A 19,349-nucleotide genomic window follows, 5' to 3' on the forward strand; every position below is an offset into this window, starting at 1 on the left:
TTAGTACATTTTATTAGACGATGCCAATCGCACCCATGATAATACCAACGATCATGGCAATTGTCGGAATGATGAAGGCTACCATGAAAACATCTTTATATGTTTCTTTATGTGTCAAACCTGTAACCGCTAAAAGGGTTAATAGAGCGCCATTGTTCGGGAATATGGATGCACCTGAGGCAACTGCGGCCATTCGGTGGAATACATCCGGGCTGATTCCCGTCGATTGGGACAAGCTGTAGAACGTGTCGCCAAGGGCATTAAGCGCAATGCCCATACCGCCTGAAGCAGAACCCGTAATGATTGCCATGATCTGGACGGCAAGGGATTCGGCAACGAGCGGATTGCTGGAAATATTAAGCAGCCAGGAAGTGATGTTGTCGAATGCAGGTATAACCGCAATGACAGCGCCAAATCCAACGGCAGCACTTGTATTCAGAATCGCCATAACCGATCCTTTTGCTCCCTCGTTCACAGAGAATATGAACTTCTTATAATCCCTGATATTAATGAGCATGATGCTTAGAACCCCTAATAATAAAGCATAAATGGGTTCTAATTTTACAACGTTAAGTAAGACGACAACGATGAGAAGCGGAACCAATGACAAGATCCAGTTCGGGATTTTTTCGTCCTCGGCTGAAGCCGTTACTGAATCGTCCGTTGCGATGAAGCCTTCTCCTTTTGCGGAAAGTGATTTTTCCCTGTATGATAACCAGAAGTACCCGCCAACTGCCATGATTAAAGATGTGACGATCCCGATGATCATCCCCGAAGTAGGGGTCGTGTGAAAATACTCCATCGGTATCAAGTTTTGAATTTGCGGTGTACCCGGTATCGCTGTCATCGTGAACGTGAATGCTCCAAGTGCAAAAGTCGGAACAAGCAGCCTCCTCGTAACATTGGCTTCTTTAAATAGTGCCAACGCAATTGGATAAACCGCAAACACGACTACAAATAAGCTAACGCCGCCATATGTCAATAAAGCCGAAGCGATCAATACTCCAAGAATCGCCCTCTTTTTACCGATGATTTGCGTAACCTTCTTGGCAACGGATTTCGCTGCGCCCGTTTCTTCCATCAACTTCCCGAATATCGCTCCGAGTAGGAAGATCGGGAACCATTTCTGTACGAAACCGACCAATCCGGTCATATACGTGCCCGTATACGTATCAAATACATTCAATCCACTCATTAATGCGACTACTCCAGCAACCAATGGAGCTACCCAAATGATGGACCATCCCAAATAGGCTAAAGCCATCAGCAATACTAAGCCAACAATGATACTTAACACTCGGAACCACCTCCATTCATGGTGATATCATTCGTTTTGCTTTCCATCCCAGTTCCCCCTTGATGTGTAGATCTCTCTCGGCCGGATCAGCCTCTACCCCTGAACAAAAAAATGTGAAAATGCTAAAATCAGAACATTCTCCTTTATTATGCCAAGATAATTTACCTTCATCCCATGACCATACTCCATAAATGAATAAGCCAAGCGATAAGTAAGGAATATATTTATTAACAAAGGATGCGACCTTCTATTTCATCCTTGTAGCAAAGAGAATGTTTTTTTTGATATAGGGTAATATATACTTGCTTTTTTTATCTTCATATAGTTTACATCCACTTAATTTATAAGTAAAATGAATAAAAAGAATAGATTCCATGCAAATATCGAATAAATAGGAGCGAGAATTATATGGAGTTCCGAGACTTAAAATCCTTCATGGAGGTAGCCCTTCATAAAAGCTTTACAACTGCCGCGGCGAATTCCTACTTAACACAGCCATCCTTGAGTAAAGCCGTCAAAAAACTAGAGGAAGAGCTGCGTGTGGAGCTGTTCGACCGCTCTACGAGACACTTGCGCCTAACCGATGCGGGGCGAATCGTCTATCAGCAAAGCCAAAAAGCCTTCGCCGCCTTATCGGAATTGAACGTGCTCCTCGATGATCTGAGGGACATTACGACAGGCGAGGTGAAAATTGGCATTCCGCCGCTGATTGGCACCTTATTCTTCCCGGAAATTGCTCGCAGCTTCCAGGAACGTTATCCGAAGGTTTCGCTTCAATTGGTGGAGCTTGGGGCCAAGCTGATCGGCAAGCTAGTCGAAGAGGGTGAAATCGATCTCGGCATCGTCGTATTGCCAGCAAGTGATGCAACCTTCAATATCTCCCCGTTCATTGAAGACGAATTCGTGTTATTCCTTCATGAAGAACACAAACTTGCCCAGCAAGCCGCTGTCTCCTTAGCCGAATTGAAGGATGAGAAATTCATCCTTTTTTCAGAGGATTTCACCTTGCATGACTACATCATTCAGGCATGTGAAAAGGACGGGTTCACGCCGGACATCTCCTACCAAAGCTCTCAATGGGACTTAATCATCGAGCTCGTCTCATCCAAGCTGGGCATCACCCTTTTGCCCAGATCGATTTATCGTAAGCAAAACAATGAAAATGTGAAGATCAAACCGCTAAAACACTCGCAGCTATACTGGAAGCTCGGAATCATCACCAAAAAAGACGCCTACCAATCCTACGCCTTGAAAGAATTATTGAAGATGCTGGAGGAAGGGATTCATTTCGTGCAGTGCGACAATCATCAAAACGAAAAGGAAAAGCAGTAAAAGTCACTGCTTTTTTGCATGTATGGTGGCTTCCATCATAAGATGAACAGATTGATTCGATTCCTAAGGCGACTGGCTTATGAAGGCAATGGTATGCACCAAATACGGTTCACCCGATGTACTGGAGCTCAAGGAGGTGGCAAAACCCACTCCGAAGGACAATGAAATCCTCGTAAAGATCCATGGGACATAAGAGTCCGCCGTTTCCATAGTCCTTTCTTGCTTTGGCTTCCGATGCGGATCTTCCTCGGACTTACAAGGCCGCGCAAAGCCATCCTGGGCATGGAGCTGGCCGGGGAAGTGGTTGAAACGGGAGCGAAGGTGAAAAAATTCAAAAACGGGTACGCGATTTTTACGATGACAGGCATGAATTTTGGCGCTTATGCCGAATACACATGCTTGCCTGAGGATAGGGCCGTGGCCATGAAACCAGCCAATCTTTCCTATCAGGAGGCGGCCGCCCTCTCATTTGGAGGAACGACAGCGCTGCATTTTTTTCGAAAAGGAAATATCGAGGCTGGGCAAAAGGTGATCATCTACGGGGCTTCCGGAGCTGTAGGGACTTCGGCGGTACAGTTTGCGAAATGCTTTGGGACAGAGGTTACCGGCGTATGCAGTGCCGCTAATTTTGAATTGGTTACTGAATTCCATTATAATGAACGACTGCCAAGCACTCTTTTACCTTCACCTCAAGGCCCAATTCTTCAAAGGCTTCCCTTTTTGCAGCGGTTTCAGGTGTTTCACCTTTTTCGATGCCTCCGCCCGGGAAGACATAGTATTCAGTCCCTTCTCTATTTCTTCTGATCAAGGCCACTTTATCTTTTTCCATGAAGATCATGGCCCCTCTATTCCTCACCATTATAAATACCCACTTTCTCTCGAAAATTTAGCTGGTTTTCGAAAAAATACGACACTAGATACGAACATTATATAATAATTATTATTGAATGTTCACTTTTTTGTTGATTTCCTATCCATCCTTTGTTATATTAGCCAAGTAATAATCGTACATATCATTACTCGTATAAGCTTGGAAATATGGTCCGAGCGTTTCTACCTGGTTCCCATCCGAAAGAACTGGACTACGAGTTAAAGTATCCTCCTGCTCGTCTAATTTGAGCAGGTGATGATTTAGCATTTGCTTTATTATCGATGCTTTGACTTTCACAGCTCCAGGAGGCAGGATGATTCTGCCATTCTGGGGCTTTTTTTCAGGCCACACCTGCTCTTGCATCAAATATAAAGGAGAGATTACTATGAAAAAGTACTCGATATTAGGAATCATGGCCTTACTTTTCGTCATGATGGTTACAGCTTGCAGCTCGCCCTCCAACAATGAAGTGACAGAAAAAAAGACGCAAAGGCCCATCTTGGTTCAAGGTCCGATGCCGATCGAAGCTGAACATTTCGCCGAAAGATTGGAAAATGTGAAAGAAGAAAAATCAGGGGATTTTGTTTTTTACATCGGGACGTTAGCCGATTACCCGGTCATCGTGGCGAAAACAGGTAAAGGGATGGAAAATACCGCTGCCGCTACAGCCGTGGCGATTGAAAGATATAACCCCATCGCCATCATCAATCAAGGGACATCTGGCGGTCATGATCCAAGCTTAAACGTTTTTGATATCGTTTTAGGAAAAAGGACGGTAAACCTGGGTTCATTAAAAACCGCAGATAAAGCCGAAAACGAAGGCATTGATCCAACTATATGGAAGCCGATGGACCTAATGGCTTCTGAAGGAAGTGCCGGGGAGGACCCGAATGCTGAAAAGCCACGCTTCTATGAAGGAGATCAGGCTTTGCTTGCAGCCGCACATGCCGTTAAGGATACGTACACAAAAGGAAAGGTTGTCGATGGCACGATCGGTTCCGCGGATGTCTGGAATAATGAAGTCGATCGGATTAAATGGTTCCATACGAAATATGATACTTCTGTAGAAGAGATGGAAGGCGCCGCCGCTGCCCAAATCGCCAAAGCATACGAAGTTCCCTTCTTGGGAATACGGGTACTATCGAACAATAAAGTGAATGGCGGTAAATATAACCCGAATACAGCTTCCGCCAATCAAGAATACGTGTATGAAGTGGTCAAACAATATATCTCTACGGCTACAAGCAAATAAGCTCGACCTTGTAAAAGAGGCGCAGACTACTATCTGCGCCTTTTTTCGTCATTCCTGATCGCAAAAAATCAGGCTGAGGCTGTTCAACGTATGTAATCTGGCGGTGAAAATGAATAAATCATCGTAATGATTTCCTACGTATTCTTCAATGATGATATAGCCTTTTCTGAATCTATCAACCAATAAATGCGTGTAGTTTTCGTCCCAGGTGAATCGATTGATCCTTTTAAGCTCATCTGCCCATACTTGAAACTTGAACTCTTCGACAAGCAGCTTCAGTTGATACAATTTATCTATATGTAAACAAAAGATATTGTTCTTATCTTGATGGTGTTTGTGGACGAATTCAATAAAACCCTTGATTTGATCAGCCAGCATATTCGCTATTTGCATCTCGAAGTTCATCTCCATCTCATCTCCCCAATGACTAAAATCCGATACATCGCATTAATTGAGTATATGTTTTGATAGGCTATTTTAACACTAGGATTTATTCTTTGCAGATAGATTCGACGATGATAGATTCATCACATCAAGGCATGCATGGTGATGAACTTCCGGCACACAAAAAGCCCCCTTTCCTTTGCAAGGGGACTTCGAACCATTCGTATCACATCGAATCAAGAATCAAGGAAATTAGCAAACCGGCCGCGGTGAATATCCCGGTGATCGGTCCTCCCTCTTCGAATGCTTCCGGCATCATCGTTGACGCAATCATGGCAATGATCCCTCCGCCTGCAAAAGCTGCCATCGCTGCCATCGCATAATCCGGGGCATGGTCGAGGAATAAATAGCCGCCCATCGAGGATAGAGACGATATGACCAGTACGGAAAACCATAACAGCATGATTCTCTTTTTGGAATAGTTACTATTGAGCAAGCCTGTCGTACTCGATAGCCCCTCGGGAATATTACTGATGAAGATGGCAATGACCAACAGCCAGCTTACCGAGCCGCCGCTTAACAGGCTGGCGCCAATCATGATCGACTCGGGGATGGCATCCATCACCGTCCCGATGAAAATCGCCAGGCCCGCTTCCTTCGTAGAGCTATTATTCGATCGTTTCCGTTGATCGGCACCTTTTTTGGAAACAAGGAAATCCAAGCCCGTAAACACGATCGCCCCAGCGATAAACCCAATCGCCGTTGCCCAAATGCCTCCATCCTCCACCGAATCGGCAAGCAGCTCATACGCAGCCGCCCCGATCAATACCCCGGTTCCGAATGCCATGATGTAGCCAATGACGTTTTTCTTGATTGGAATGAAAATGGCCGCAAGTGCACCAAGCAGGACAGCAGAACCTGAAACGCCTCCCCAAAAGACCGCATTCCACATCATATACCCTCTTTTCCTTTTTTATTGCATGATACCCATGTTGGTGCCGTATGTAAACAAGGACAGGGGGAAATGCGGGCAGGGGATATTCATGCAGCGTTCTCAGCTGCCGGATGCCTGCGGTTTTCCTTCCTCTATACCACTAACCTTCGCGATTTTATCCACGAACATGTGGAAAACCTTCCTCTTTTCGTTCAGCTTCTGTTCAAACGGTTTATGGTACATCTCACGGATATTGCGGATAATTTCATCATTGATCGTCGATTGGACAACCTGCTTGGTGATATTGAATTTGTAGGAATAAACCTGAAGCTCACGTTTCACGTCCTCATATTCCTTTTCAATCCCCTTCAGCACGTCACTGATTTCTTCATTCCATTCCACCAAGGCCTTTTTCACATGCTCCTCCACCCTTAATCCCCCTCATTCACTGTCGAATCCGACTCGATAAAGTACACATTGTATCAAACATTCATGTCTGTTTCTTTTCTGCTTATTTACTGAACATATACGTTTCATTAAAAACAGATAACAAACCTCACGAAACACTTTTTATCCTTCACATACTATATACGGTGACGAAGATAACCGATGGAGGTGATAAGATGATTCATACAGTCAAGTCAGGGGAAACGCTGGGGCAAATATCCAGAGACTACCGTACGCCAATGGAATCGATCATCCTGGCTAACCCGTCCATAAACCCTAACGTCATTTATCCGGGGCAAGCCATCATCATACCCGGCTTTCCTCCTCCTGATTCCCTTCCGTACCAGATTGATGTATCGATAAACAACCGAACGCTAAGGCTTCTGAAGGATGGCGTCCTGCAAAAACAATACCCGATCGCCGTTGGCAGGATATTGTTCACAACCCCGGTAGGTCAGTTCATCATCGTCAATAAAGAACCCAACCCTGGCGGCCCATTCGGTACGATGTGGATGAGTTTATCCAAGGAGCATTACGGGATTCATGGAACGAATGACCCCAGCTCGATCGGGAAAGCCGTATCCAAGGGCTGCATTCGCATGCACAACCGGGATGTCGAGGAATTATCTAAAATCGTTCCAATCGGGACATCGGTGACGATTCATCCGTAAACGAAAATGAGCCGACGAGATTATCCCATCGGCTTTTTTTAGCTATTCACTTAAGAAATTACACGTGAAGGAATGTCCCCCTGAAGCTCGGCTTTATAGCCGAACCTTAACCTCGGTACCGTCCTTGGCCTTGACATCCACTAAGACGAGCCCTTTGTAATTTTTCAATTCCTCGATGAACGGCTTTAGCGTTTTTTTGTCTAATAGAGGAAAGGTAAAGTCCACTTTTTTTCTTTCGAAGTGCTCTTTTGTCCACTTGTTTACAAGTTGATGAACCAATTTGGAAAACAAAATGGAAATCACCATGTTTAAAAGAGCATACGGAACCGGGATGGAAAATCGAACGTCTTTTGCTTTCACTTTTACATGCATCATCCGTACATCCTAATCGATGAAGACGGAAACGGTATCCCCGTTTGCCGATTTAATATCAACGATTTGGCCGTCCAATTCGTTTTCGATTGCCTCAATAACAAGGTTTATGTCGATATCCTTCATGTATTTTTCCGATTGGGGGATACTCGCTGCGATGCTATGTCCAGCCATTAACACTACTTTGACCAGTTTTATCGGCAAATTGACCGTGACGTTATCCTCTTCGGCTGATACCACACGAATTTTCAATGTTTTATCTAAGTATTTATTCGATTTTTCAACAGGCTTCTTACTTGTTTCTTCTTTCTCCTTTAATACTTGAATCAGCTCTGCTCCCTTATCCGCGTCAATCTTCCCTTCTTGAACCATGGTCAACACTCTTGTAATTTCCTCTTTCATCTGATCATTTCCTCCCTATTCATCTTTTAAGAGCTTAATGGCTTCTTCTGGTGTGATCTCGCCATTTTCCAGCATGGTGACAACTTTTTTCTCGTCCACTTCATTTTTCTTCTTCTGCACATATCCAAGGGATGAAATGATGTCCGTTAGCTTGCCCCGAACCGTTGGATACGAAATCCCCAGTTCCTTTTCCACTTCCTTGATGTTCCCTCTGCATGTTAGAAATACTTCCACAAAATGAAGCTGATCCTTCGATAAGGATGCCAGCTTAGACAACTCAAACTCATTTTCAATCGTAGTCTGACAATGAGAGCACGACAGCTTTGTAATGTTCAATGTATTACTGCAAACAGGACAATTAGTGATTAATTTATACGCCATAATAAAATCCCTTCCTCTTCGTTAATGCGATTATAAACCAACTAATTAAAAAAATAAATGATAAAATTAAATTTTTAAATAAATAAAATCAATAATATTAATAAAAATTGTTAAAAATATTGATTTTAACCTTAATGATTAAATCAACTTCAGTACACAGACTGCTTTGTATACGAAAAAAATGGCAGGGATCCCCACTGCCATTCATGCGCTCATATAAAAACCTTACTTTTTACTATTGATCATTTTCCAAAAGAATAAGAACCAGAGGATTATACAAAAAACCAGCACGTATAAATGAAAGAAATCGAAGTTTAGAACAATGTAAGTTACACTAAAAATGACAGGCAATAGCAGCCCTGCAAGTATAGTGGATTTTTTAACGAGCTTATATTGCAAATAGCAAAGACCTGCCATGATTATAATAAGAAAAAAAAACATGATATCATTCCTTCATTATTTTTTTCCTAACTGAACACCTTGACTCTATATAGATTAATATAATATAAGCTCGTCAAAATATAAACAGCTGTAGGGAATCCCGATGTAACGGTTGCTAAATCTTGATAACTACCAGGCGTGTGTGTCACAATCAAAAAGAGAACCGGAGATTCACACGTGACGTGAAGACAGGACTGGTGACGGACTTACAGACTCTGTACTTCATGACAAATAAGGGGGATATCATTCAATGAGGACAATGAAATTTGGAAGCAGCACATTAGAAGTGCCAGTCGTTTCAGTCGGCTGCATGCGAATCAATTCGCTGGACAAGACCGAGGCTGAGCACTTTGTGCAAACGGCGCTGGAATTGGGCGCGAACTTCTTCGACCATGCTGATATTTATGGCAGCGGCGAATGTGAGGAAATTTTTGCTGACGCCATCGGGATGAACCCGAGCATTCGGGAAAAGATCATCGTGCAATCCAAGTGCGGCATACGCAAGGGGATGTTCGACTTTTCCAAGGAGCATATCCTCGAATCGGTGGACGCAAGCCTGAAGCGCCTGAAAACGGATTATCTGGATACGTTTCTTCTTCACCGCCCGGATACGTTAATGGAGCCGGAAGAAGTGGCGGAGGCCTTCGATATTCTTGAAAACTCGGGAAAAGTGCGTCATTTCGGCGTTTCCAACCAAAACCCGATGCAAATCCAGCTGCTGAAAAAATCGGTCAAGCAGCCGATCGTGGCCAACCAGCTGCAATTAAGCATCACGAACGCCAACATGATTTCCAATGGCTTTAATGTGAATATGGAAAATGAACAAGCCGTGAACCGCGACGGCAGTGTGCTCGATTTTTGCAGACTGAACGATATTACGATTCAGCCTTGGTCACCCTTCCAATACGGATTCTTTGAAGGCGTTTTCCTTGGAAACGACAAGTTCCCTGAATTGAACAAACAAATCGATGAAATCGCTAGCAAATATGACGTCAGCAACACGACGATTGTCATCGCCTGGATCCTGCGCCACCCCGCGCACATGCAGCCGGTCATCGGGACGATGAATGTAGGCCGCTTAAAGGATTGCTGCCAGGCAACCGAAATCAAGCTAACACGCGAAGAATGGTATAGCATCTATCGCGCGGCAGGCAATGTGCTGCCGTAAAACCCAAAAGGGGCATGAATCCGGAAACCAACCGGTCTCATGCCTTTTAATTTCACTTTAATTCGTTGATGATTGTAATGATTCTTCATACGTACCAGACACGTTAAGCCCAGCTTAAAACTTCCCCTCCAATTGTTAGCTGTGACTAACAATTGGAGGGGCAGCTCCGTTTCTATTTTTCGTTACGCCTTGAAGCGAGAAATCATCTCCTGCAATTCCTCCGCCAATTTGTTCAACGAAATGGTCGCATTAGAGACCTCCTCAATTGAGGCCAACTGCTGTTCACTGGCAGCTGCTGCTGTTTCAGTACCGGATAGCGTTTCCTGTGACCCTTCAGCAATGATTTCTATGGTGAGTTGCAGGTCATCAAAGCCAGTCTTTATAAACTGGGTAGAGGCTGCCACTTCTTGAATTTGAGATGTTACCTGCTCAATTAAAATTAATATTTCTTCAAAGTTTGTTACCGTTTCTTCAGAATGCTTGATTCCAGAGTCTACGTTATCTCTTACAATTTGAATATTAGTAACGGTCTCGTTTGATTCATTTTGAATGATCGAAACGAGCTCATGGATATCATTCGCAGATTGGTTCGTTTGATCGGCTAATTTTCTAACCTCCTCTGCAACAACGGCAAATCCTTTTCCATGCTCCCCGGCTCTAGCAGCCTCAATTGCAGCATTTAATGCAAGTAAATTCGTCTGACCTGAAATATCAGTAATCAGAGTGGAGATTTCTTTAATTTTTGTCGCGCTGAATACTAATGAGGTGACTCCCTTATCCGCCATGTCAACTGACAGATTGATAGATTTCATCTGCTCAAGCATTTCTTTTACTGAGCTTGAACCGCTTTCAGCCTGCTCTCTCATAGTTGATGATACTTCCGCTACCTTTGATGTATTCGAAGCAACCGAAACGATGCTGTTAAGTGAATCATTCACCGACTTTAAACTTTTACCTGTCAATTGGCTTTGTTCACGATTTTTCTCCGTTATCTCTTGCATCGTTTCCGTGATGTGATCCGATGTTACGATGGACTGCTCGGTACTAGCCGAGAGCTCTTCAGAAGCAGCGGCCACTTGTTCAGATGATATGCCAATTTGAGAAATCATTTGTCTAAGCGAATCCACGAAACTATTAAACGACTTAGCTAGTTGACCAAATTCATTATTGCCCCTAATCTCCATATGCTTAGTTAAATCAGCATCACCTGTAGCTATTTCTTCTAATTGACGATTTAACGTTCCAAGTGGTTGAAGGATGGACCTTAACAGCAAAATACATAACGTAATTCCAACTATCGATGAAGCAATGGCCAGGAAGAGAAAGGCGTCTCTACTCAACTGAGAATAACGGTCATTTAAAGCTTGGATATTGGAAACATCCGTGTTAAGAGTTTCCACTAATTCATTTACTGAAGGATCCAGCTCTTCTTTCCTAAGCGTTCTTTCTTCTCCAAAGTGCAGGTTTTTGGCTCCTTCATGATCTTCTTTATACAGGCTAATCACTTGCTGGTTCATTTCCCAAAAATCATTAAAGTCCTCTTCCAGCTTATTTATATTCTCCCCGTGTTTCTTTTCCTTATTAAGCCCCTTAATTGTTTCGATTTTCTTATATACATCATTTGCTTTTTCTTCCATCCCTTCGGTAAATTGTTTATCCCCCGTTATGATAAATGCCCTTTCATCATTTGATAAACCGGCAAGGCGATATTGAATTCCAATCACACTCTTTTGAATTTCCAACTTATCTTGAAGGATGGAATCCCTTTCTGATGATGCCTTTATTACATAAACAGCAAAACTACCCAATATTAGAATGGTCCCAATAAGAATAGATACTGTAGTGATCAATCTCGTTTTAATTTTCAACTCGTTACATCTCCTAAAATGCAATATATGTTCAACATTCAATCATCATATATATCGGAACCCCAGCTCCTTTATTAAGATAAATACATTTAGCAGCAAAAAAAATTAAAGCCGCCTCCATGGCAGCTCACTAATCGGAGCTACAACAAAAAAGCCCTACCAATGTGTACTGTCCCCCAATCGTTAGACACATCTAACAATGGGAGGCGCAGTTCACATTTTAGCGGGCTCCATTTTTATCTGTACTTACCCTAAATCGGCAAAAAGTTGGTTGGCTTTCCATGAATTTTCCTGCTGTCAAGGACGGAAATGCAGTCAGCCAGCAGCTTGATCCCAGGTACAATTTGACTCTCGTTCACTTGGGAGATGCTCAATCGAATCAGATTTTCCTTTTTATATGGAGGCAAAAACATCCTGGAGGCATCATCCACATAGACATGCTGCTCGTGCAGCAGCTGGACGACCTGCTTCGCCTTCACATTTCCGGGCAAGCTTATGGAAAGATAAAATCCTGAAGCCGGTTTTGAAAAGGAAGTGTTAGCCGGCAGCCATGCTTCACAGGCTTCTTGAACGAGAAGCATTTTCTTTTGGTACACCTCTTTCACTTTTTTAAGATGGCTATGTAACATCCCGCTTTTTAAATAAATTTCCAGCGCACCTTGGGAAAGTGCCGAGCTCGTAAAATCCACACAGAATTTAGCCTGCAAAAAATCCCTCATCATGATAGCTGGCAGAACGACCGTACCAATCCGCAAGCCCGGAAGAAAAATTTTCGAAAGGCTTTTAATATAAATCACCCGCCCCGAAGGATCAAATGAAAATAACGGATCAGCTTTCGAATCCGGATCAAGGTCTCCTAAAATATCATCCTCGACGATATAGACATCGTATTTTTCCGCCAGCTCAACGATTTTTTTCTTCTCACGATTCGTATAACCATGTCCAAGCGGATTGTGAAATCTCGGGACGATATAGAAAAATTTTATATCATTATTGCGAAACATGTATTCCAGCCGATCAAGATCGATCCCTTCCATCGTTAATTCTATCCCAAAAACGGTAGCCTGCTGCAGATGGAGGGACTCGATGAAGCCGAAATACGTAGGCTGTTCGATCAAAATATTGTTTTTCCCATTTGGAAAAGCCAGAGAAACCAATAAATGAAGGGCTTGCTGCGAGCCAGATACAACGACCAAGCTTTCCGGCTCGGTGAACACCTGCAGATTTTGCAGATAGTTCACCAATTGCACGCGCAGCGAATACAGCCCTTGTGGATCGGAATAGGTAAAAAGCTCTTCTTTGTATGTGTCAATGGCCTGATTCAAACAATGCTGAAACTCCACATAAGGCATGATATTTTTATCCGGACCGGCAGACAAAAAATCAATCACCTCCTGCTCCTCCCTCGCTTGCTGAAAGTCATTGACCACATAATATCCGCTTTTCGGAACGGAATAAATGACATGCTCTTTTTCAAGCTCATCATAAGCTTTCATGACCGTGCTCTTGCTGCAGCCATAATCCTCGGACACCTTCCGGACAGAAGGAAGCTTACTCCCTGCCGTAAGGGTACCCTCCTCCAGCCGGCTCTTCATGTCTTCCATGATTCTATTGTATTTCAAGCTCATCCTGTCGCCCTCCCTCCATCTGTACCAGGACAGATTCACAAAAAACTGGTTTATTTTTCATCCCTGTACTCATATTATGTTAATTATAACAAAACTATTTTTATAAATGGTACAGATTTGAAACAACTAATAGAATGGGAGCTGGATAGGATGCAGGGAGAAAAAAGAGAAAAACTCGGATTATTATTAGGATTGGTCGGTGTCATTTGTTTTAGCTTAACGCTCCCTGCTACAAGGATTGCCGTCGAGCATTTCGGAACGACAATCGTCGGCTTAGGCAGAACGGTCGTTGCGGCCATGTTAGTCGCGGTCGTATTGCTCATTCGTAAGGAAAAATTACCCTCACCCCGACAATTCAAAAGTCTCCTGATCGTTGCGATCGGCGCCGTTTTAGGATTTCCGCTCCTCACCTCGTGGGCCATGGAAGACCTGCCCGTGTCACATGGCGCAGTGGAGGTGGCGCTTTTGCCATTAGCGACAGCCGGATTTGCCATGCTTCGGGCCGGCGAAATACCCTCGCTCAAATTCTGGATCTCAAGCGCAATCGGCTCCTTGGCCGTCATCATCTATGCCCTCCATCTTGGATTCGGCTCACTGCAATATGCCGACCTAGCCCTGCTGACAGCCGTCATCATCCTCGGCCTCAGCTACGCGGAAGGAGGAAAATTAGCGAAGGAACTAGGCAGCTGGCAGGTGATTGCCTGGGCAATCATCATCGGTGCCCCCTTCTTCATCATTCCGGTCGCCCTAAGCATGACAACGGAAATGCTCCATGCACCCATCCAAGCCTGGATCAGCTTCATCTATCTCGCCGTCGTCAGCCAATTCCTCGCCTACGTCGCCTGGTACAGCGGAATGGCACTAGGCGGAATAGCCAGGGTCAGCCAAATCCAATACCTGCAGCCATTTTTGATGATATTATTTGCCACCCTATTTCTACATGAATCGATCACCTATTTTACGATTGTAATCGCTGTGATTGTCGTGTTTTCCGTTATTTTTGGGAAGGGTGCCAGTGTACGGAAGAAGGTGGAGGTGGCTGGGGAGGGGTGATTGTCGCCTTGAAATAAGAGCCTTGCTATCTGTAAGGCCCTTAATCTTGTTCAATGAAATTACATGCTCCTTAATCAGATCATCAGAGCCATCAAATCCTCATCATAATAGTGCCCCTTATATTTTAAAGCATGTCGTTCTGTAACATAAACCTCAAACCCCAAAGACTTATATAGCTTCTTTGCAGAGACATTCGTGGAAACAACCGTTAGATTAAGCTGTTCCAATCCATCACACTCCTGCGCCCTGCGAATAAGCTCCTTCATTAATGATTTCCCTAACCCCTGACCACGATTGCCCGGAGCAATGTACATCCCGAAAACATTCCCTTTATGCCTGGTCTTGAGATTGCTTTCACGTACAAAAGTAACCATTCCCACTAAAGATTCTCCATCATCAAAAGCACCAACCATGTACTTATCCCCTGTCGGCTTCACTCTCTCCTTAACCGTCTCTAATGAAAATCCCGCCTCTCTCTCATAAGTTGAACCAAATGCTTCAGGATTCAACTTCAAGGCTTGCAATCGCACCTTCTGGTATAACTGGGCATCGCACTCTTGTAAAATACGAATATTCATCAGCTACTCCCTCCGTTTACTTTGCATGAGATACAGTTTGTATATTGGATTCTGTTTAAGGGGATTGATGTCCTGCTTAGGCTGACTTGCTTTTAAATGTCTATGATCCATTCAACCGTTAAATGAGTTGGGATATTACAAGAATTAATGACCAACTCTAAAAGAAAAAAAGTGGATCTATGTATTAACCATAGCATCCACTATTCATTCTCCCCTGCTTCTCGGCCAATTTTTATTGATCGGCCATTATTAAAACATCAGTGTAACCATAATATAATGATCATGGCGCCATCCATGGTACCAGTCTGTGCATCGGTGTCATGCCAAAACCAATGGATTTGGAGGATATTTAAGGGAAATTCTATTTACATTTAAATACGAGTTTTAAAAAACCACTTTTAGTTTATAAGCCCTTTCATATGAAATTTAGAGTTGTAAGACTGACCTACTATCAGCTTTAACCTCATCTATGTTTTTTAAGATAGATGCATAGAAGGGCTTCTTGGAAAAACGTTGATAATCACCAATTACATAAAACTCCTTTTTTGCTCGTGTAACAGCTACATTTAGTAAATTAGGCTTTGAGCATGACCAATTAGCTGCTCCATCACTATTTTCATCTGTACCAGTTACCAAATAAACAATGTCTGCTTCTTTCCCTTGGAATGTGTGAACAGTACCTACAGATTTTCCTAACCAATCTTTAATTTCTTCTTTAGTAATTTGCATATTTTTCAACCTCTGTGTTAGGACCTGTTTGATACCATCTTTCACTGCAGTAAAGGGAGAAATTATATATACATCAGGAGGAGCGGAGGCCTTTTCCCATAACTCAACTATATGATCTGCGACTAAATCTCCTTGCTCTGCTACGAATTGTCTATTTACAGCCAATCCTTTACAATCAAACCAGGCACTCCTCCCTCGACTCTTTTGAGCTAATACCATTTTATTATCATAGGCTATTTCATTCGCAATGGTAAACATAGGGTCTAAGCATCTTCTGTGAACCCATAATGGTGTTCCAATCCATTGTTTATAATTGTTAAGCATTCCGTACGGATTAGCTAGATCCGCTAATGTTTGAACAGAGGCACCCATACCAATATACTTAGCATCTACATTAGAGTGCTTTCTAATATCCCCTAAAATAGTTTCATCGATTGTTACAACTGGTTCAATTTGAATTGGGTCACCTACTACTATTACTCTCTTTGACCTCCAGATAGCACCTGCTGACTGCTGGGGACTTGCTTGTCCCGCCTCATCTATAAACAAGTAATCTATACATTCTCCTTCTACACCTTTAAACATGGAACTAAAACTTGCAAAAGTTGTACTGATCAACGGTGTAATTAAGTGAACTATCTTCCAAGTATTTTTTAAATATAATCTGTGATCCTTATCATTAAGATTCAGTTGTGTACGATTATTTAATAAACGCAAAGTAGATTTGATCGCTTGAAAATTAAAAGCTAGCATTAATTTATGAAGTTTCATAGCTTTTAAAAATAATAATCCCCTTGTGAAATTTAGTTCGTCCGTAAGCCAAATTGTATTTAACTGGCGATGTTCGTATGCCTGCTTTGAATTTGACCAGTAGCCTTCCTCAGGTAAAGTTAGTCCCTGATCCTTATAAAAATTTAACTGTTCTGCGAAAGTAGCAAGTTTTTCTTTTACTCCTCCTACTTTCTTTTTATTCTCTTCTAGTTTTTTTCGCTTTAGATAAAGCTTATTTTCTTCTTCTTTTAAGAATGAAATAATATCGTTTAATTCCTTTTCTAATTCTATTTTTTTAATATCTTTTTTTAAAAGGATTCTTTGCAAAAAAGATTGCTTAGGCAAGGTTTCAATTTCTTGTTCTGTCAATTGCCTTTGCCTTTCTAGATGTCTCTTTTTATCCTCAATATTCATTTGTTCCAGCTCAAGTATAGATAGCTCTTTCTCTAACTCTTTTAATAGGTTATCTGAAGCTTGTTTGCTCTTGTAATCATCAGAAAACTTTTGAAGTTTTTCTTTTTTTTGTCTTACCACTTCGAAAATATTCTGAAAATCCTTTACAGCATCTTCCCAGTCTTTTAACTTTGCTTGCTTACTATCCTGTTCTAATTGTTGAAGAAAAGCATCTCCATTGTTACTACTTCCAAATAGCTTCCAACCAAATTTAGATATATTATCAGATTTTCCAAGAGCTCCAGAAAAAAGACCCCATGTATCACTATTGTCACCTAAAAGATCTTTTGCTGCTGATGGGTACATAGATAAATCTTTCGCCTCTTTAGCGTACAAATCATCATAATCATTGAACTTACTTTTTTCACCAAAATTCCCATCATCATGTCGAATAACTTCATTCTTCTTAGGAAGGTCCTTTGAGATATTTTCTACTGCACCATTATTACTAGAAGCAACAACCATAGAATAGTTATTTAATTTTGAATCTAATAAATAAATAGGATAGGGATAGCCATTTAGATTAATTGTCTTCACTTTCTTAAAACATTCAGTAGGATTTTTAAATTGAACCATTTCTTTTCCTCTTTCGACTACAATATTAGCGAATATATCTTTTAATAACGTAGTCTTCCCAGTTCCTGGCGGTCCATTTACTGAACTTATTTTCTGGTCATTTTTTAAGATTTGATTTACAGCTACTTGCTGCATTAAAGACAATCTATGATTTACTGGTGACGGCCAACGACCATCTGGCAAGTTAATAGGCTGTAAGATTTCTTCAATATATTTTTGATTTTCATTTATATTTATACGTTCTTCAGTACCTTTTCCTTCAATAAATTGATTAAGTGTCTCGTTCTCGCCTTTTATTAGTATTTGCTCTAAGTCTTCTTGATAGAAGCTATTAAAATTTTTAGATGTAGGTTCATGGTCTGCTTTAATAACTTCCATCCCCAAGTAGTTTAGTTGATCATTATCTAATCGGTGAAAATACTGCTGGTAAACTTGCTGAATTTCTATCAAAGATTCTTTTGTTATTCCATTTATAAAAACGGTCTGTGCCTGTTCCTCAAATAGTTCCATTTGTCTTTGAAATGGTGTGCTGAGATTTTGGTAATTCACTCTTGAATGTTCTTTCATCATTTTCATTAAATACATAAGTAAAGGAACAAACATAGATTTTTTTACATATTGCCCCTTGTTGTCAACCGAAAAGGAAAAACTAAATAAAGTTTTGCGCTCCTTATTAATAATCTCTTCCTTATTCTTAAAATTATCGCGTAAAAAATGGACAAGTTTATGATAATCAAAACAAGCTAGATAATACTGGTATTGAATTTGATATTTATCTTTATGTATTAATTGATCCTTTTCCCAAGGCCGCTCATAAAGCCTTATCAAACGTGTTTTAGCCCTATTTTGATTATCTTGAAAATAACTTTTTTTTATTACATCACCCTTACCAGAGACTTCACTAGGGGCTAATGATTCTACTAAGAGCCATGACTCAAGAACTGACTTTATTCTGTTTATTTCCATCTTTTCACTCCTATTGTTACTTACCTTAATCCTGATTGCGAAAGATTAGTTGAGGCAACAAACAAGCAATCTGGTTTTGCTTTTTGAAACCCTTAGTACGAAAGTACCTCATGTTGTTTCCGGACATTACTTCTTGTAACATTCTCCATAAACATCTGCAATTCGATCTTGCTGAGTAAAATACAAATATTCGCCAATACACGTCTTAATTTCCGCTACGTGTTCAATAGTTTACTTTTAACGCATCCCTTCAAAGTTTATCTTACAATTATATCACTTACCCAGATTTTGTATTTATTACAAACATCACTTAATCATGATATGATTTATTCATAGCAAACCTATAGGAGGATAACATGAAAAAGCAAGTTAAAGTAGTTGCAGCCATTATTGAAAATGAAAAAGAAGAAATACTATGTGCGTTACGTTCTCCAGATATGAGCATCCCGAACATGTGGGAATTTCCAGGTGGAAAAGTAGAAAAAGGCGAAGATCTTTTTACTGCTTTAAAAAGAGAGATTGATGAAGAATTACAATGCAAGGTTGATACGGAGACTTCAGTCTTTAATGATACTACGCATGAATATGAAAGCTTTATCATTAACCTACTGTCAATAAAATGTAGAATTATTGGAGGTACCCCAACAGCCAATGAGCATTCTAAACTTATATGGTTAAAGCGCGAGAATCTAAGCTCACTACAATGGGCTCCTGCTGATATTCCAGCTGTGGAGCAATTAATAAATGAAAAAAATAGTCTTCTCAAATGAGAAGA

Annotated in this window: 18 protein-coding genes, 2 pseudogenes and 1 riboswitch; of the genes and pseudogenes, 7 read left to right on the forward strand and 13 right to left on the reverse strand. The window is 41.5% G+C overall.

Annotated elements, in window-relative coordinates:
- Window positions 1-13: 13 nt before the first annotated feature.
- On the reverse strand, window positions 14-1,297 hold the full coding sequence (locus tag ABE28_RS18600) for a GntP family permease (protein WP_064465622.1): 1,284 nt from the start codon (window positions 1,295-1,297) through the stop codon (window positions 14-16).
- 408 nt (window positions 1,298-1,705) lie between these two features.
- Between ABE28_RS18600 and ABE28_RS18605 the strand changes: the two genes are divergently transcribed.
- A complete protein-coding gene (locus ABE28_RS18605) occupies window positions 1,706-2,629 on the forward strand; it encodes a LysR family transcriptional regulator (RefSeq protein ID WP_064465621.1) in 924 nt (307 codons plus the stop codon).
- 79 nt (window positions 2,630-2,708) lie between these two features.
- Window positions 2,709-3,268: pseudogene (locus ABE28_RS18610) on the forward strand (NAD(P)-dependent alcohol dehydrogenase); the annotation flags it as partial.
- A gap of 7 nt (window positions 3,269-3,275) precedes the next feature.
- On the opposite strand, the pseudogene ABE28_RS24650 reads toward ABE28_RS18610, so the two are convergent.
- A pseudogene (locus ABE28_RS24650) lies at window positions 3,276-3,488 on the reverse strand (NUDIX domain-containing protein); the annotation flags it as partial.
- Between the two features lie 141 nt (window positions 3,489-3,629).
- Window positions 3,630-3,734, forward strand: a riboswitch (purine riboswitch).
- Window positions 3,735-3,930: 196 nt separating this feature from the next.
- On the opposite strand from ABE28_RS24650, the gene ABE28_RS18615 reads away from it, so the two are divergent.
- On the forward strand, window positions 3,931-4,752 hold the full coding sequence (locus ABE28_RS18615; RefSeq protein WP_064465747.1) for a 5'-methylthioadenosine/S-adenosylhomocysteine nucleosidase: 822 nt from the start codon (window positions 3,931-3,933) through the stop codon (window positions 4,750-4,752).
- A 48-nt stretch (window positions 4,753-4,800) separates the two neighbouring features.
- Here the strand turns inward: ABE28_RS18615 and ABE28_RS18620 are convergent, their stop codons facing one another.
- The 3 genes from ABE28_RS18620 to ABE28_RS18630 all read right to left on the reverse strand — a co-directional run bounded on the left by ABE28_RS18620 (window position 4,801) and on the right by ABE28_RS18630 (window position 6,499).
- Window positions 4,801-5,157 (reverse strand): hypothetical protein, encoded by a 357-nt coding sequence (locus tag ABE28_RS18620; RefSeq protein ID WP_064465746.1) that lies wholly within the window; start codon window positions 5,155-5,157, stop codon window positions 4,801-4,803.
- Between the two features lie 205 nt (window positions 5,158-5,362).
- Window positions 5,363-6,088, reverse strand: coding sequence for a ZIP family metal transporter (locus tag ABE28_RS18625; protein ID WP_064465619.1), 726 nt, complete (start codon window positions 6,086-6,088; stop codon window positions 5,363-5,365).
- Between the two features lie 102 nt (window positions 6,089-6,190).
- Window positions 6,191-6,499 (reverse strand): hypothetical protein, encoded by a 309-nt coding sequence (locus ABE28_RS18630; RefSeq protein ID WP_064465618.1) that lies wholly within the window; start codon window positions 6,497-6,499, stop codon window positions 6,191-6,193.
- A gap of 194 nt (window positions 6,500-6,693) precedes the next feature.
- Between ABE28_RS18630 and ABE28_RS18635 the strand changes: the two genes are divergently transcribed.
- Window positions 6,694-7,188, forward strand: a complete 495-nt coding sequence (locus tag ABE28_RS18635) for a L,D-transpeptidase family protein (protein ID WP_064465617.1) — start codon at window positions 6,694-6,696, stop codon at window positions 7,186-7,188.
- A 93-nt stretch (window positions 7,189-7,281) separates the two neighbouring features.
- Here the strand turns inward: ABE28_RS18635 and ABE28_RS18640 are convergent, their stop codons facing one another.
- From ABE28_RS18640 to ABE28_RS18650, 3 genes are read right to left on the reverse strand one after another with little or no spacing between them, the layout of a single operon-like run.
- Entirely contained in the window at window positions 7,282-7,563 is a 282-nt protein-coding gene (locus ABE28_RS18640; RefSeq protein ID WP_064465616.1) for a hypothetical protein, read from the reverse strand.
- A gap of 9 nt (window positions 7,564-7,572) precedes the next feature.
- Window positions 7,573-7,962, reverse strand: coding sequence for an SHOCT-like domain-containing protein (locus ABE28_RS18645; protein WP_064465615.1), 390 nt, complete (start codon window positions 7,960-7,962; stop codon window positions 7,573-7,575).
- Between the two features lie 15 nt (window positions 7,963-7,977).
- Entirely contained in the window at window positions 7,978-8,343 is a 366-nt protein-coding gene (locus tag ABE28_RS18650) for a DUF2089 domain-containing protein (RefSeq protein ID WP_064465614.1), read from the reverse strand.
- A gap of 691 nt (window positions 8,344-9,034) precedes the next feature.
- On the opposite strand from ABE28_RS18650, the gene ABE28_RS18660 reads away from it, so the two are divergent.
- The gene (locus ABE28_RS18660; protein ID WP_064465612.1) at window positions 9,035-9,952 is read left to right on the forward strand and encodes an aldo/keto reductase; all 918 of its coding nucleotides are present in this window, start codon (window positions 9,035-9,037) and stop codon (window positions 9,950-9,952) included.
- Here the strand turns inward: ABE28_RS18660 and ABE28_RS26130 are convergent.
- From ABE28_RS26130 to ABE28_RS18670, 3 genes are all read right to left on the reverse strand, one after another.
- Window positions 9,922-10,041, reverse strand: a complete 120-nt coding sequence (locus ABE28_RS26130; protein ID WP_373921295.1) for an IS3 family transposase — start codon at window positions 10,039-10,041, stop codon at window positions 9,922-9,924. The two genes, ABE28_RS18660 and ABE28_RS26130, sit on opposite strands and share 31 nt — an antisense overlap.
- A gap of 93 nt (window positions 10,042-10,134) precedes the next feature.
- Window positions 10,135-11,820 (reverse strand): methyl-accepting chemotaxis protein, encoded by a 1,686-nt coding sequence (locus ABE28_RS18665; protein WP_064465611.1) that lies wholly within the window; start codon window positions 11,818-11,820, stop codon window positions 10,135-10,137.
- 251 nt (window positions 11,821-12,071) lie between these two features.
- Window positions 12,072-13,448, reverse strand: a complete 1,377-nt coding sequence (locus tag ABE28_RS18670) for an aminotransferase-like domain-containing protein (RefSeq protein ID WP_064465610.1) — start codon at window positions 13,446-13,448, stop codon at window positions 12,072-12,074.
- Between the two features lie 150 nt (window positions 13,449-13,598).
- Here ABE28_RS18670 and ABE28_RS18675 point away from each other — a divergent pair, with 150 nt between their 5' ends.
- Window positions 13,599-14,501: a DMT family transporter gene (locus ABE28_RS18675; RefSeq protein WP_064465609.1), complete on the forward strand. Its 903-nt coding sequence runs from the start codon at window positions 13,599-13,601 to the stop codon at window positions 14,499-14,501.
- 74 nt (window positions 14,502-14,575) lie between these two features.
- Here the strand turns inward: ABE28_RS18675 and ABE28_RS18680 are convergent, their stop codons facing one another.
- Both ABE28_RS18680 and ABE28_RS18685 read right to left on the reverse strand, forming a co-directional pair.
- Window positions 14,576-15,079: a GNAT family N-acetyltransferase gene (locus ABE28_RS18680; protein ID WP_064465608.1), complete on the reverse strand. Its 504-nt coding sequence runs from the start codon at window positions 15,077-15,079 to the stop codon at window positions 14,576-14,578.
- A 426-nt stretch (window positions 15,080-15,505) separates the two neighbouring features.
- Complete coding sequence (locus tag ABE28_RS18685) at window positions 15,506-18,574, reverse strand: DEAD/DEAH box helicase (protein WP_064465607.1); 3,069 nt, start codon at window positions 18,572-18,574, stop codon at window positions 15,506-15,508.
- Between the two features lie 356 nt (window positions 18,575-18,930).
- Here ABE28_RS18685 and ABE28_RS18690 point away from each other — a divergent pair, with 356 nt between their 5' ends.
- Complete coding sequence (locus tag ABE28_RS18690; protein ID WP_064465606.1) at window positions 18,931-19,344, forward strand: (deoxy)nucleoside triphosphate pyrophosphohydrolase; 414 nt, start codon at window positions 18,931-18,933, stop codon at window positions 19,342-19,344.
- The last annotated feature ends 5 nt before the right edge of the window (window positions 19,345-19,349 follow it).

Source organism: Peribacillus muralis (assembly GCF_001645685.2).
In the GTDB taxonomy this organism is placed as follows: domain Bacteria; phylum Bacillota; class Bacilli; order Bacillales; family DSM-1321; genus Peribacillus; species Peribacillus muralis_A.

Coding starts and splice junctions, on each gene's coding strand:
- ABE28_RS18605 (WP_064465621.1), top strand. CDS start 1,706: ATGGAGTTCCGAGACTTAAAATCCTTCATGGAGGTAGCCCTTCATAAA.
- ABE28_RS26130 (WP_373921295.1), bottom strand. CDS start 10,041: ATGAAGAATCATTACAATCATCAACGAATTAAAGTGAAATTAAAAGGC.
- ABE28_RS18620 (WP_064465746.1), bottom strand. CDS start 5,157: ATGAACTTCGAGATGCAAATAGCGAATATGCTGGCTGATCAAATCAAG.
- ABE28_RS18685 (WP_064465607.1), bottom strand. CDS start 18,574: ATGGAAATAAACAGAATAAAGTCAGTTCTTGAGTCATGGCTCTTAGTA.
- ABE28_RS18625 (WP_064465619.1), bottom strand. CDS start 6,088: ATGTGGAATGCGGTCTTTTGGGGAGGCGTTTCAGGTTCTGCTGTCCTG.
- ABE28_RS18645 (WP_064465615.1), bottom strand. CDS start 7,962: ATGAAAGAGGAAATTACAAGAGTGTTGACCATGGTTCAAGAAGGGAAG.
- ABE28_RS18690 (WP_064465606.1), top strand. CDS start 18,931: ATGAAAAAGCAAGTTAAAGTAGTTGCAGCCATTATTGAAAATGAAAAA.
- ABE28_RS18660 (WP_064465612.1), top strand. CDS start 9,035: ATGAGGACAATGAAATTTGGAAGCAGCACATTAGAAGTGCCAGTCGTT.
- ABE28_RS18675 (WP_064465609.1), top strand. CDS start 13,599: ATGCAGGGAGAAAAAAGAGAAAAACTCGGATTATTATTAGGATTGGTC.
- ABE28_RS18640 (WP_064465616.1), bottom strand. CDS start 7,563: ATGATGCATGTAAAAGTGAAAGCAAAAGACGTTCGATTTTCCATCCCG.
- ABE28_RS18635 (WP_064465617.1), top strand. CDS start 6,694: ATGATTCATACAGTCAAGTCAGGGGAAACGCTGGGGCAAATATCCAGA.
- ABE28_RS18670 (WP_064465610.1), bottom strand. CDS start 13,448: ATGAGCTTGAAATACAATAGAATCATGGAAGACATGAAGAGCCGGCTG.
- ABE28_RS18650 (WP_064465614.1), bottom strand. CDS start 8,343: ATGGCGTATAAATTAATCACTAATTGTCCTGTTTGCAGTAATACATTG.
- ABE28_RS18680 (WP_064465608.1), bottom strand. CDS start 15,079: ATGAATATTCGTATTTTACAAGAGTGCGATGCCCAGTTATACCAGAAG.
- ABE28_RS18615 (WP_064465747.1), top strand. CDS start 3,931: ATGATGGTTACAGCTTGCAGCTCGCCCTCCAACAATGAAGTGACAGAA.